Origin of the sequence: Martinezella hainanensis, from assembly GCF_900094555.1 — a bacterium.
Classification (GTDB): domain Bacteria; phylum Pseudomonadota; class Alphaproteobacteria; order Rhizobiales; family Rhizobiaceae; genus Rhizobium; species Rhizobium hainanense.
This window is the reverse complement of the sequence record NZ_FMAC01000004.1, coordinates 143,721-155,949: the sequence shown is the minus strand read 5'-3', so window position 1 is coordinate 155,949 and position 12,229 is coordinate 143,721. Positions and strand designations below refer to the sequence as shown.

Sequence of the window (12,229 nt, the reverse complement as noted above, 5' to 3'; positions counted from 1 at the left end):
GAGACGCAGTGGTACATGGGTAGCTCGCCAATGAAAATCGGTATCGATGCGCGCAATTTGGTAACGAGCATGACCGGCATCGGACGGTACGTGCTGGAAATGAGCCGGCATCTCGCGTTTCGCGGCCATGAACTGCATTTCTATTTGCCCGAAGCTCCATATGGCGATCTGAAAGAGCTACCGGCGGCAAAACTGGATGTTGCGCGCTTTCCTGGCGGAATAAGGCGGATGATCTGGGCGCAGACGGAATTACCACGCCGTGCCGCGCAGGATAAGATCGAAGTGTTTTGGGGTCCCGCTCACCGTCTACCGTTTTTTCTCGATCGCCACATTGCGCGCGTCATCACGATTCATGATCTCGTCTGGCGAGATATGGCCGCAACCATGCGGTGGCAGACCTGGATGGCCGATCGCTGGCTAATGAAACCGGGGGTCGCCGTTGCCGACGAGATTGTTGCTGATTCCGCTGCAACGGCTGATGCGCTAAAGGCTCAGTTTCCGAGTTGCGGCGACAAGCTTAGCATTATTTATCCTGGGTTGACGAGCATCGGCGGAGTAGCGATGCCAAAGAATCTGTCACAGTTTGGGATCGATCGACCCTATATTCTCTTCGTCGGAACGCTTGAGCCTCGCAAAAATCTGCTCAGATTGCTGCAAGCCTATGCAGCGTTGCCCGAGACCACGCGGCAACAATTTCTTCTGGTGCTTGCCGGTGGCCAAGGCTGGAGGCTGGGTGATCTGAAAGGGCATGTGGCGGAATTGCAAATTGAATCATCTGTTCGGCTGACCGGCTACGTGTCTGATACCGATCTTGCTCAACTGTACGGTCACGCTCGTTTTCTCGCGATGCCATCCCTTTATGAAGGCTTCGGATTTCCGATCATAGAAGCGAATGCGATGGGAATTCCGGTGCTGACGTCCAATACATCCTCCATGCCCGAGGTTGCTGCAAAAGCCGGTATTCTTGTTGATCCGAACGACGTACAATCCATTCGGAATGGCTTGGAAAGCCTCGCTACCGATGACGTGTTGCATGCGCGTCTTGCTGATAATGCAAGGCCGAATGCCGCGCGATTCGACTGGACGGAAAGCGCGCGCCAGCTGGAGCGTCTCTTCGAGAAGGCGATAGTCAAGCGCCGCGGGGGCATGTAGCCCAAATTGTTAATCAACAATCCCATCGTCTGCCGCTTCACATACGGCTTAACGCAAGATGCGGGCATCAGCCGAACGTCATGCCCGAGATTGACGAGAACTCTAGCCCAGTGTTGGGCAGTGCCACAAACGGATCTGTGAAGGATAGACATCGTGTCCCCCGGGGCGACATCGCCGATGCGAACACCAGGTTCGTCCGCTTCTGCCAAGATCCTCAATTTCGCTTCGTCCGACCACCGCCGCCTACGTTCAATGCCGGAAATAACTCCAGCCGGGCCATGCCATCCTCATAGTTCTGGTATTAATGCCGGTTCTAATGCCAGAACATCCACTGATTTGCCCTTTCAGCAAATCGAGTTCACCGGACGCTCACCTTCCTTCGCAGAACAGTGGTGCCATCTTGATCGACGCCGTGGACCTGAAAAACGTGCTTGGCGATATCGAGGCCGACTGTGATAACTTCATTCATGGACGGTTCTCCCGATTGTGATCTTTGACAGCCACAGTATGGCACAACGATGCCGCGTGCGGAGGCCGTCCACCTCATCACTCCAATCCCGTCCGGTTAATTCCCGGAATCCGCACGCAATGTGGGAGCAGAACACCGGTTACGTCTATCTCGCCGGCGTCATTGACCTCTATTCGCGTCGTGTGCTGCAGAGCCGCCAAAACACCGATGTCGTTCTACATGCTCTGCTTATGGCCGTGCGGCGACGCCGAAGAAAAAGGTGCTGATCCACTCGAACCAGAATCGCAGTTCATCGGTATGGACTGGCCATCGTTCCTGAAGCACCACAATCTCATCCATTCCATGAGCCGACGCGGCAGCTGCTATCATAATGCGATGGCCCAGAGTCTTCAATCTTCTGAAGCGAGAGCGGACACGTCACAACATCTGCGATTCACGCGATGAAGCTCACCGGGTCGTGTTCGACTATATTGAGATGTTCGACTACCCGAAACGCAAACACGTCAGGAACGGGATGCTGTCGCCCGTCGAGTTTGAGAAGCGGCAGAAAACTGACCCAAGGTGTCTACGAAACTCGGGGCTATTCACCTGCCTGACGTCAAGGCGCCCACATTATCACTCCAAAAAGGTATCACGTCTCAGTGGAATCAACTGCTTTTCGTCAAGGAGTGTCAACTCCAAAATAAGCGCTCAACACGTCAGAGGGCAGACCATCCATACGCACCTTTCCGTGCTCGAGCCAAATGATTCGATTGCAATTCTTCTCCAGAAGCTCCTTGGCATGGCTCGCTATCACCAGAATCTGAGTTTTTTCTACAAGCTCATTCAAGCGCTGATTAGCTTTAACCTTGAAACCTTCGTCGCCCGTCGCCAACCATTCGTCCATGATCAGAATTTCGGGCTGCAGGATGGTAGAAATTGAGAATGCCAATCGTAGCTGCATGCCGCTTGAGTAAGTGCGAACGGGCATCTCTAGGAAACCACCCAATTCGCTGAACTCCTCAATTTCCTCGAGCCGGGCCCTCATCTCGTCCCTTCGGAAACCCAACAATGCTCCTCGAAGGAAGATATTCTGGCGACCAGTCGCCTCAGGATCGATTCCCAGCGAGATGTTAATGAGCGACGTGCATTTACCCTGGATGTCGATCTTGCCGGATGTCGGCATGTAAACACCCGTTAGCACGCGAAGAAGGGTCGTCTTACCGGAACCGTTGTGGCCTATGAGGCCGATACGATCATGTCGTTTCAATTCAAGATTAATCGCGTCCAAGCCACGGACAACCACTGCGCCATGGCCTTCCGAGTTGATCGAACCACCGGTGGCTATGTTCATGACGCGATTTTTGAGCGAACGGCCACGCGCGTTATAGATGGGAAAATCAACGGTGACATTCTGCAAGGAAATCGATGTCATGCTTGCCTGTACTCTCTGAAATCTCGGTTGCTTTGGCTCACAACCAGTAAGCAATGCGGGCTCGGTACTTTTTCAACAACAGAAGTCCGATGGTCCAGCCGACAACGGCAATACCTATTGCCGCAGCCCAGTTTGTGGCAGTCACAACCTCTCCAAGAAGCGGATTTCGGACAACTGAAATTAGATGGAAAAACGGATTAAAGTCGAGCATTCCGCGCGAAGCGCTCTGTGGCAAATGATTCGGCATCCACATGATCGGAGTGACATAAAGCATAACCTGCATGATATTCTGAACGATCTGGATGAGGTCGCGATAACGTGTACACAGTATTGCCAATATCAACGCAATCCAAGTCATGTTTAACGTGACTAACACGAATCCTGGAATCACCAATAGTGCCGAAATCCCAATGGATTTCCAAAATATCAGAAGAACAATTGGAAATATTACTAGATTATGCAAAAGTATTACGGAATTTCGATACCAAACCCTCAGTATATATGTAAAAAATGGTATATCTAATTGCAATATTATATCGCTATTGGATATAAACGCGGTGCACCCCTCGCTAACAATCTGGGTATAGTACCCCCAAAATATTAAGCCCACACATATGAAGGGGAGAAATTCATCCATGGGTGAATTGAAGATAGTGCCAAAAACAAGGCCAAGAGCTCCGATTAATACACCCATATTGATAGTAAGCCAAAATGCGCCGACACGCGATCGCCTGTAGCGCTGCGCGACATCTTGCCACCCTAGCAACGCCGCCAAGCGAAAATTCGACAATGCTTCTGCAATGTCCCATTCCGCGCCATGATAACGCACTTCGTTTTTGGCGATTTTAAAATTCTTCACCGGCAATCCATTTTCAGGTTCGTTTTTTTGCCCTAACGATAAAGACATGCAGCCCTTTTTAAGGCGAACGCGTAGCAAAGGATGGAAACTGAGGATAGCCCCCGCATGAAAATATTCATGTCCACACGGTTATCGCTTGTTCAAGCATCCATCTGTCCGGCGCGGACTACATCACACAACCACCGAATGGCCGAGATCGTCTGACGTTGGTCAACCTGGCTAGCTGTGAAGCCTCAAGAGGCGTGGATGGCAGCAAAATGCGATGCTAAACCCCAGTATAGAGTTCCATGTCATCTTCATTTCGCGGTGATCCATCAATACAACCGAATCGAGTATTCCTCTCTCCCGGAAAGGAGCGCACGGAGGATGCCCCAAGACGTTGGCATTGCTCGCTATTGCGAAAGATTTCACGCGACCGAAGATCAACTGACCGGATACGAACATCAAGATCTATCAGCTTTACGGACAATTCCCGCATCGGCGACGGTCGAAACACCCGACGAAACATCCCGCAAAATCTCCTGCTTCTGCTCGTCAGACCAAGCGCGTCGGCGTTCCTGACCCGCCAAAATCTCCATGCGTGCCAAAGTTCCCCTTCGGGACGGCAATTGCGCCGCGCGGCCGTCGAGACATCTTCCAGATGCAAGAGCATCATGTCGCGTTGGTGTTCGCAAAGCTTTTGGAGCTGCGCCTTGGACATTGGTTCCTTCGAATTCATCTTCAGCTCGGCCATCAGCATATTGAGCTTCAGACCGATCGCCTGCGCTTTCTTATGATCAGAACAATGAAGGCTCAATGAAAGCCGGCTGCCGGGTCGGCATTGCCCGAAGGCGTTCGGGATGCGTGCGCGCCAATAAAAGATGTTGCCGCGGCGGATGAGATTCTCGACGTCGTGGCGGACCGCCATGAGGTGTTTGCCCTTGCCTGCCACCGGTGACGCCGCCACGCTTCTTCCGCGTGGGCATCACCTGTGGGCTACAGTTCTAGGCATCAAGTCGCTAATGATGCCAAACGATATCCGGCACGACTGGAAAATCAAGGAATTAAGGGCATTTAGGGAGAATTGGCTGGGGAACCTGGACTCGAACCAAGATTAACGGAGTCAGAGTCCGTCGTTCTACCATTGAACTATTCCCCAACACCGCCGAACATTTTATGTCCTTGCGGGGAAGCAGGGCCTCTATAATCGAATTTGCCGCGGATGCAAATAGTTTAACGCAGGCTGATGCGTTTTTTTGAAGGTTCGAGACGGGACGTGATGACAGCTCATGAGCGCCGGGCTTCTCATGGATTTTCCAAACACCCCAGCGCTGGATCCAGCGACCGATGATGCAGGCCATTCACCGACCCTGCAAACGCTCCTCGGTCGCCTCACCAGCGCAACAGGCGCTTGCCGAGGAAATATCCGACTGATGTCACCATGGCGATCGCGATCGGGTACCAGAGCATGACGAACAGCGGGCTGTCGTCGGTGCAGTTCGAGGCGTAGAAGGTCGCGGCGATGCCGCTGGCGGCGAGGCCGGCGACGGCGCCGGCAGCGCCCGGCTTTTCCGGTGCACCCTGGCGCAGGGCGAAAAGGAAGCAGGCAAGCGGGCCGATCGACAAAAGCGGGATGAGCGTCAGGCAGAAGCGGGCATTGTGCCCGATCATCCGTGCGCTCCAGCTGTCGGCCGGTATGACGGCCATTTCGGCGGCAACGGCGGCAAGCAGCAGCAAGGGTGCGGCCAGAAGCGTCCAGCCCCAGAGGCGCAGCGATGCGCCCGGCCGACCGATGCGAAAGACGACGGCACAGGCCGTCACGGCAAGCGCGATCGTGACGACGAACTTGAACAGGAAACGGACGGTCTCCATCGCTGTATCGATATCGGCTCGAAAGCCGATCATGGCGAAGAAGATACCGCCGCTGATCAGGATGCCCGCGACGACCGCCATGGTCAGGGCCTTGCCGATCCGCGTGCGGACCGGCGCGTCCTGCGCCAGAAGATTGATGAGGTCATCGGTTTTCACTGGTCTCACTCCGATAGAGGGCTGCAAGCGCCTTTAACGCGCGGTGCAGCGCCACGCGCACCGCCCCTTCCGTCATCTTCAGCCGGTCCGCCGTTTCCCGGACGCTGCTTCCCTCGACGGAAATCGAACGCACGATCGTCTTCTGCGGATCTTTCAACTGCTCCAACATACGATCGACATCGAGCCGGTCCAAGGCGTCCGCATACTCTTCCGCCTCCAGAAAATCGATCACATCGTCGATCGGAACGCTCATATGCCGCCCGCGCCGTCTCAGGCTGTCGATCAGCTTGTTGCGCACGATCGTCGACAGCCAGGGTCCGATCGGGCGGGATGAATCCCATGTGCCGCGCTTCAGATGGACGGCCAAGAGCACTTCCTGAACCACATCCTCGGCCTCGCTCACCGGCGCCCCCAGCTGATCGCAGCGTCTTTTCGCCATGGCACGCAGATGCGGCGTCACCGCGGACAGGAAACGGTGGTAGGCCTGCGCATCGCCGCTAATGGCGGCGCGCATCCAGACTGCCCATTCCTCTTCGCGCGCCGAATGATCCATCCGACATCTCCTCTACGCGGGATCGCAGGCTTTCGTTACCGGCAACCGCACTTATTTTTCAAGCCCTTTCCTGTTCGTCGGTACCCATCGTCCTCTCGCACCTCTCCTTACGCATATCAGACACGCTGCCATGACAGACTCACCTGAAACTGGCCAGGACGAATAGCCGGCGTAATATGATCGGCGCCATCTCGAAAAAAATTCCGACGCAGCTGTAACATCTCGCCAGCGCGCTCCGTAGACCCCGATGCAAGCCAATGACGGCTCGCATCCATCTAGGAGACAGATCCATGAAGAACAGCATCATCACCCTGGCTATCGCAGGCTCGATCGCATCGGCACTTGCATCCGTCGCCGTACCGGCATCGGCTGCCGATACCAAGGAAAAATGCTACGGCGTCGCTCTCAAGGGCCAGAACGATTGCGCCGCCGGCAAGCATGATTGCGCCGGCAAATCGACCATGAGCTATGATAAGATGTCCTTCAAGCTTGTTCCGACGGGCACCTGCACCTCCATGAAGACCCCGAAGGGCAACGGCTCGCTGACGCCGGCCTGATCGGGAACCGGATCGATTGTCAACCATCGCTCGTAAGGAGTTTGCCATGAACAAGATGTCCGCATTAGCCCTGGCCGCATCGGTCGCAACCGCAGTGACGCTGGTTGCCGGCGCAACGACCACCTCGGCCGCAGACGCCAAGGAAAAATGCTACGGCGTCGCCCTCAAGGGCCAGAACGATTGCGCCGCCGGCCCCGGCACGACCTGCGCCGGCACCTCGAAGGTCGACTACCAGCGGAACTCGTGGAAGCTGGTTCCCGGAGGAACCTGCGAGACGATCAAGACACCGAATGGTCACGGCACCCTGATGCAGGGTCCGGCCCCGGTCTGACCCCGATCAGACGAGGCAGCGCAAACGCGTGGGCGGCGCAGCCTTTTACAGGCGCCGCCCGCCTTCCGAACGCAAGACCACTTCGCAACTTTGCTGGAATTACTCTCACCCGGAGGCCCGCAATGAAACCGTCAGAACTTCCCCGCCGCGCCGGCGTCGGCTTCAAGCCCGAGCATTTTTCCGCGATCAATGACGCTACACAGCCGATCGGCTTCTTCGAAGTCCATGCCGAAAACTATATGGGCGCCGGCGGTCCGCCGCACGCCCAACTCGGCAAACTACGGCAGGATTATGCCTTGTCCATCCACGGCGTTGGCCTTTCCATCGGCTCGATGCAGCCACTGGACAAGGAGCATCTCGCCCGCCTGAAAATCGTCTGCGATCGCTACGAGCCGGAGAGTTTTTCGGAGCACCTCGCCTGGTCGAGCCATGACACCGCCTTCCTCAACGATCTCCTGCCTCTTCCTTATACCGAGGCGACGCTCGCACAGGTCTGCGCTCACATCGATGAGGTACAGACATTGCTCGGCCGCCAGATGCTGCTGGAGAATCCGGCTACCTACCTGCTCTTCGAGGAAAGCACGATCGAGGAAACGGATTTTCTGGCCGAAGTCGCCCGACGCACGGGCTGCGGCCTGCTGCTCGACGTCAATAATGTCTTCGTCGCCGCCACCAATCACCACCTGGACCCGCGGGCCTATCTCAAGTGCTTCCCGGTGCAATGGGTACGCGAGATCCATTTAAGCGGCCATTCGGAGACCATCGACGATGCCGGTGCGCCCCTTTTGATCGATAGCCACGATACGCCGGTCAAGGACCCCGTCTGGGAACTTTACGAGGAACTGATCAGTCGCACCGGGCCGATCGCCAGCCTGGTAGAATGGGACAACGACGTGCCGGAATGGCCGATTTTGCGGGCAGAGGCTGAAGCTGCCGACGCGATTTTGGAACGCGCCGCCGCACTTCGGGCAGCCTGAGGAGGGAATGATGTCTCTCACCACGCAAAGCGAATTCGCCGCAGCGCTCATCGATCCCGGCCTCGCCGTGCCCGAGGGGCTGACCGCCTGGAATGGCCCGAAGCCCACACGACGCTTCGGCGTCTATCGCAACAATGTCGCCATCGGCCTGATCGGCGCGCTCGCCTCGCGCTTTCCGGCTGCCGAGAGGATCGTCGGCGAGGAATTCTTCGCCGCCATGGCGCATGAATTTATCCAGTTGCACCCGCCACGATCGCCGCTGCTGCTTGCCTATGGCGATGATTTCCCCGATTTCGTCGAGAGTTTCGTGCCGGCGCGGGAAATCCCCTATCTGGCCGATGTCATGCGATTGGAAGCGCTGCGGGGGCGAGCTTATCACGCGGCGGATGCCGTGCCGCTCGATGCGGCTCTCCTGGCAACTATCGAGCCGGCAGGCCTGGCGGAGCTGGCTTTCATGCCGCATCCTTCCGCTTCGATTATGCGTTCCGCCCATCCGGCCGTCACCATATGGGCGATGAACACCGGCGAAATCGAGCTTGCCGATATTACCGATTGGACCGCCGAGGATGCTCTCGTCATCCGCCCGCAGATGATCGTCGAGGTGCATCGCCTGCCGCCGGGCGGCGCGACCTTTCTGGAGCAGCTGTTTGCCGGCGCCGCACTTGGCGAGGCTTATGAGGCCGCTCTAGCGGAAGCCGCCAATTTTGATCTTTCCGCCAACCTGGCCGGTGCGTTTACGGCAGGCGCTTTCATGGCCATTCGCTGAACGCCAGAGCCGGATGATTTTAGGTCTGTTCGACCTAAAATCTGAATCCGCTCTAAAATCAAAGAAGTGGAGCATGATGTCGTCCGAAAAACCGATCACACTTTTCGGCATCCTGCTCCAGGGAGAACCGACATGCAGAACCAGATGATGACGGCCGCCCCGGCCGAACGCGAAACCATGCCCCAAAGGCTCTACGGCGCCTTGAAGCTTCTCGACCGCATTCCGCATGATGTGATCGCGCTCATTGCGCGGCTATCGATCGCCGCCGTCTTCTGGCAGTCCGGCCAGACAAAGGTGGACGGCTGGCATGTGACCGACAATGCCGTCTATCTCTTTCAGACGGAATACAAGCTGCCGCTGATCGATCCCTGGATCGCCGCGCATATTGCCGCCTTCAGCGAACACTTCTTCCCATTTCTGCTGGTGATCGGCTTCGCAAGCCGGCTCTCGGCGCTGGCGCTGCTCGGCATGACTGTTGTCATCGAGATCTTCGTCTATCCGGATGCCTGGCCGACGCATGGCACATGGGCAACCTGTTTTCTGGTAATCATAGCGGGCGGGCCTGGCCGCGTCGCGCTCGATCATCTGATTGCCAAGCGATTCACGCGCTCGGCCTGAGGTCGGTCAGACGGGAGTGCCAATGGCAAATGGCGCTCCGCGATGCCAAGCTAGAGCGACAGAGCTTTTCACAGAATCTCTGAAGCACTCTATCTCTTTGTTTTCACGCAATTCCAGACGGAAAACCGCTGCGCACTTTCGCGTTACCTACTTCAGCGCAGCACGGGTTCGCCGTGGAAGCGGCGCTGCGACGGTTTCGAGACGCCGAAACCGACCTCCATCATCAGCCGCGGCTTTTGCGTCGGCACGGTACCCATATGGAAGCCGAAGGGATCTTCGACGAAACCGGAGCCGGCCTTGCCGGTCAGCGTCAGCGCATTCGCCTGTCCGTAATAGTCGAGCACTTCATTGGCCGGATGCCCGACAAGCAAGGTCAGCTGATGCCGGACCCGGCGGCGCTTGTGGCTTCCCTTGACGAAGACATGCGGGCCGGTGCCTTCATCCACATCGACAAGGTTGAAGAAAAACTTCAGCATCCGCCAATCGTCGAGATCGAAGTGATATTTATCAAGCGAGGCGAGGCTTCTATCGGCTTCGGAAGCCTGGGTCGGAAAGCTCCACCAGATGCGTGTCGTGATGACCTTGGCCTGGCCGCCGAGATATTGGCGGGCGACGTCGACCAGTAGCGGATCGAGCTGGACCGCCATCACGGCCTCGCAATCGAGCGAGCGCTCGAAGAAGTGCCCGCTCAGAATCGGTCGTCCGAAACGAGCCTCCGCCTGCCGATGCTCGCTTGCGACGAATTCGAGCTGCCGGTTGAAATTGCCGTAGCAGCCGGTCGCCAGCGCGAATTCGGCAATTTCCTGATGAATGTGATCCGGCAGCATCAGGTTGGGATAGATCCCATCCGTCCGCAAGGCCTTGACGACGGCACCACGCTCGACGTCCGCAAACATCGAAGGTCCGGAAACGGAAAGCCTGACAGGCTGCTTGGTGGCAAACCAATGCATCCGCCGAAACGGCAGGGTTCGGGCCAGCAGGAACATAGGCAACCAGGCCGGATTCTCTTTAAGATCAGTCAGGTAGGTCGGTATCCTAACAGCCATCCGCTTGAAGCGGCTACCCTGCCGGGCGACGGACTCCAAGTCTCTTGCCGGGGGATTGTGCATAGCTATCCTTTCCGCACATGTGCAAAACCCGTGGCAACAGGCCCAACTCCTGTTGATGCGACGTAATCCTTTGAAACTTCAATATTTATTCGCGCTGGCGAATATCTGTTGCACCGCGGCAAATAGAGGTCGGCCGCTGTTGGTCAAGGGGGGAGAAACTCAAAACCTGATCGAAGCCGTAGAAATTTTGACGGAAACACGCAGCGCTTTCGGAAACGTTTACGAAATCGCCCGGAACAGTTGTCTTTCAAATCCCACAGTCGAAGCAGGCGCATGGACAACAGGAACCATGCATTGCATTTGCCGTTGCTTAGGATAATGGCGCTAAGAATCCTACAGGAGCAGACGGAAGAGGAAAGTTGCGGATAGGTGGCAATGGCTTTTACCGGCCGCAATTTTCACTGTCTTCTAACAGTCATATTCCTGTTCGCATTATTGGCTAGATGAACGAAAAAAGCGTCAAAGAAGGCCCCTTAGATGACAGAAACAAAGACCTTTGAGCCGGCGGAAGGCATCGTCGATTTCGACGCGGGCGAGGGCGAGAGCCCGACCGTTGTGGAAATGAACGATTATACCAAGAGCCTCGCGCAGGCGAAGGCCAAGTCCGTCAAGCTGATCGATGCCATCACCGGTCAGGTGCTGAAGAAAAAAGATGCTGTTCATGTCGACGACCTCCGCCCCTCGCTGGCGGATTTCATGCGGCTGAAGCATCCCGAACTTCGCGCCGACGACTATATCAGCCGCAAGGTCATGGACGACTATCGCGCCCAATATATCGCCGAGCTGCTGACGGTGGAGCGCGGCGAGCTTTCCAACCTCGAGGACGAGGTCGTCGAAAGCCTGAAGACGCATGATACGCTGGCCGAGAATATCGAAGAGGATTACGAGGACCACCGCTCCATCGGCGACCGCATGGCAGATGGCGTCGCGTCCTTCGGCGGCAGCTGGACCTTCATCATCTCCTTCTGTCTGTTTCTCGCCGTCTGGATGGGCATCAATGTCCTCATGGGCGACAAACAGGCTTTCGATGCCTATCCGTTCATTCTGCTGAACCTCATTCTCTCGACGATCGCCGCCCTGCAGGCGCCGATCATCATGATGAGCCAGCGCCGCCAGGAACAGAAGGATCGCTTGCGTGCCCTCAATGACTATAAGGTCAACCTGAAGGCCGAACTGGAAATCCGTCACCTGCATGAAAAGGTCGACCATCTCCTTAATCGCCAATGGGAACGACTGACGGAAATCCAGCAGATCCAGATCGAGATGATGCTGGAACAGGCCAAGGCGGCGACCCGGGCGATCAAGGCCAACAAGGCGACGAAAGCCAAGACCAGTGCATTGAAGAGCCTCTTCACCAAGGCCAAGGACACCGATCCGGACGAATCCGTCAACTGATCACGGACAAGCGGTGGCGCCA

13 protein-coding genes, 1 tRNA gene and 1 pseudogene are annotated in these 12,229 nt (G+C 56.5%); 8 read left to right on the top strand and 7 right to left on the bottom strand.

Features of this window, described 5'->3' with window-relative positions; translation table 11 throughout:
* Nucleotides 1–30 precede the first annotated feature (30 nt).
* Both GA0061100_RS14500 and GA0061100_RS35120 read left to right on the top strand, forming a co-directional pair.
* Entirely contained in the window at nucleotides 31–1,152 is a 1,122-nt protein-coding gene (locus GA0061100_RS14500; protein WP_075853422.1) for a glycosyltransferase family 4 protein, read from the top strand.
* Between the two features lie 606 nt (nucleotides 1,153–1,758).
* A pseudogene (locus tag GA0061100_RS35120) lies at nucleotides 1,759–2,180 on the top strand (DDE-type integrase/transposase/recombinase); the annotation flags it as partial.
* 102 nt (nucleotides 2,181–2,282) lie between these two features.
* Here the strand turns inward: GA0061100_RS35120 and GA0061100_RS14485 are convergent.
* From GA0061100_RS14485 to GA0061100_RS14455, 6 genes are all read right to left on the bottom strand, one after another.
* Nucleotides 2,283–3,035, bottom strand: coding sequence for an ABC transporter ATP-binding protein (locus GA0061100_RS14485; protein WP_075853421.1), 753 nt, complete (start codon nucleotides 3,033–3,035; stop codon nucleotides 2,283–2,285).
* Nucleotides 3,036–3,072: 37 nt separating this feature from the next.
* Nucleotides 3,073–3,942: an ABC transporter permease gene (locus GA0061100_RS14480; RefSeq protein WP_083961350.1), complete on the bottom strand. Its 870-nt coding sequence runs from the start codon at nucleotides 3,940–3,942 to the stop codon at nucleotides 3,073–3,075.
* A 217-nt stretch (nucleotides 3,943–4,159) separates the two neighbouring features.
* Nucleotides 4,160–4,840, bottom strand: coding sequence for a hypothetical protein (locus GA0061100_RS35115; RefSeq protein WP_244557840.1), 681 nt, complete (start codon nucleotides 4,838–4,840; stop codon nucleotides 4,160–4,162).
* A gap of 118 nt (nucleotides 4,841–4,958) precedes the next feature.
* Nucleotides 4,959–5,032, bottom strand: a tRNA-Gln gene (locus GA0061100_RS14465).
* Nucleotides 5,033–5,265: 233 nt separating this feature from the next.
* Complete coding sequence (locus GA0061100_RS14460; protein ID WP_075853419.1) at nucleotides 5,266–5,901, bottom strand: NrsF family protein; 636 nt, start codon at nucleotides 5,899–5,901, stop codon at nucleotides 5,266–5,268.
* Nucleotides 5,888–6,454, bottom strand: coding sequence for a sigma-70 family RNA polymerase sigma factor (locus GA0061100_RS14455; RefSeq protein WP_075853418.1), 567 nt, complete (start codon nucleotides 6,452–6,454; stop codon nucleotides 5,888–5,890). Before GA0061100_RS14455 ends, GA0061100_RS14460 begins: the two co-directional genes overlap by 14 nt.
* Before the next feature lie 290 nt (nucleotides 6,455–6,744).
* Here GA0061100_RS14455 and GA0061100_RS14450 point away from each other — a divergent pair, with 290 nt between their 5' ends.
* From GA0061100_RS14450 to GA0061100_RS14425, 5 genes are all read left to right on the top strand, one after another.
* Nucleotides 6,745–7,011, top strand: coding sequence for a BufA1 family periplasmic bufferin-type metallophore (locus tag GA0061100_RS14450; protein WP_075853417.1), 267 nt, complete (start codon nucleotides 6,745–6,747; stop codon nucleotides 7,009–7,011).
* A gap of 46 nt (nucleotides 7,012–7,057) precedes the next feature.
* Nucleotides 7,058–7,342: a BufA1 family periplasmic bufferin-type metallophore gene (locus GA0061100_RS14445; protein ID WP_075853416.1), complete on the top strand. Its 285-nt coding sequence runs from the start codon at nucleotides 7,058–7,060 to the stop codon at nucleotides 7,340–7,342.
* A gap of 122 nt (nucleotides 7,343–7,464) precedes the next feature.
* On the top strand, nucleotides 7,465–8,319 hold the full coding sequence (gene bufB / locus GA0061100_RS14440; RefSeq protein WP_075853415.1) for an MNIO family bufferin maturase: 855 nt from the start codon (nucleotides 7,465–7,467) through the stop codon (nucleotides 8,317–8,319).
* Nucleotides 8,320–8,329: 10 nt separating this feature from the next.
* The gene (locus tag GA0061100_RS14435) at nucleotides 8,330–9,085 is read left to right on the top strand and encodes an HvfC/BufC N-terminal domain-containing protein (RefSeq protein ID WP_075853414.1); all 756 of its coding nucleotides are present in this window, start codon (nucleotides 8,330–8,332) and stop codon (nucleotides 9,083–9,085) included.
* A gap of 132 nt (nucleotides 9,086–9,217) precedes the next feature.
* Nucleotides 9,218–9,703, top strand: a complete 486-nt coding sequence (locus GA0061100_RS14425; RefSeq protein WP_075853412.1) for a DoxX family protein — start codon at nucleotides 9,218–9,220, stop codon at nucleotides 9,701–9,703.
* Between the two features lie 152 nt (nucleotides 9,704–9,855).
* Here GA0061100_RS14425 and GA0061100_RS14420 read toward each other — a convergent pair whose 3' ends face one another.
* Nucleotides 9,856–10,812, bottom strand: a complete 957-nt coding sequence (locus GA0061100_RS14420; protein WP_075853411.1) for a phytanoyl-CoA dioxygenase family protein — start codon at nucleotides 10,810–10,812, stop codon at nucleotides 9,856–9,858.
* A 477-nt stretch (nucleotides 10,813–11,289) separates the two neighbouring features.
* On the opposite strand from GA0061100_RS14420, the gene GA0061100_RS14415 reads away from it, so the two are divergent.
* Nucleotides 11,290–12,207 carry a DUF1003 domain-containing protein gene (locus tag GA0061100_RS14415; protein ID WP_075853410.1) on the top strand — a complete coding sequence of 306 codons (918 nt, stop codon included), beginning with the start codon at nucleotides 11,290–11,292 and terminating at the stop codon, nucleotides 12,205–12,207.
* The last annotated feature ends 22 nt before the right edge of the window (nucleotides 12,208–12,229 follow it).

What these genes read in the sequence shown, in the direction of transcription:
- GA0061100_RS14485 (WP_075853421.1), bottom strand. Translation starts at nt 3,035, where the DNA reads ATGACATCGATTTCCTTGCAGAATGTCACCGTTGATTTTCCCATCTAT.
- GA0061100_RS14425 (WP_075853412.1), top strand. Translation starts at nt 9,218, where the DNA reads ATGCAGAACCAGATGATGACGGCCGCCCCGGCCGAACGCGAAACCATG.
- GA0061100_RS14450 (WP_075853417.1), top strand. Translation starts at nt 6,745, where the DNA reads ATGAAGAACAGCATCATCACCCTGGCTATCGCAGGCTCGATCGCATCG.
- GA0061100_RS14435 (WP_075853414.1), top strand. Translation starts at nt 8,330, where the DNA reads ATGTCTCTCACCACGCAAAGCGAATTCGCCGCAGCGCTCATCGATCCC.
- GA0061100_RS14415 (WP_075853410.1), top strand. Translation starts at nt 11,290, where the DNA reads ATGACAGAAACAAAGACCTTTGAGCCGGCGGAAGGCATCGTCGATTTC.
- GA0061100_RS14480 (WP_083961350.1), bottom strand. Translation starts at nt 3,942, where the DNA reads ATGTCTTTATCGTTAGGGCAAAAAAACGAACCTGAAAATGGATTGCCG.
- bufB (WP_075853415.1), top strand. Translation starts at nt 7,465, where the DNA reads ATGAAACCGTCAGAACTTCCCCGCCGCGCCGGCGTCGGCTTCAAGCCC.
- GA0061100_RS14500 (WP_075853422.1), top strand. Translation starts at nt 31, where the DNA reads ATGAAAATCGGTATCGATGCGCGCAATTTGGTAACGAGCATGACCGGC.
- GA0061100_RS14455 (WP_075853418.1), bottom strand. Translation starts at nt 6,454, where the DNA reads ATGGATCATTCGGCGCGCGAAGAGGAATGGGCAGTCTGGATGCGCGCC.
- GA0061100_RS14420 (WP_075853411.1), bottom strand. Translation starts at nt 10,812, where the DNA reads ATGCACAATCCCCCGGCAAGAGACTTGGAGTCCGTCGCCCGGCAGGGT.
- GA0061100_RS14445 (WP_075853416.1), top strand. Translation starts at nt 7,058, where the DNA reads ATGAACAAGATGTCCGCATTAGCCCTGGCCGCATCGGTCGCAACCGCA.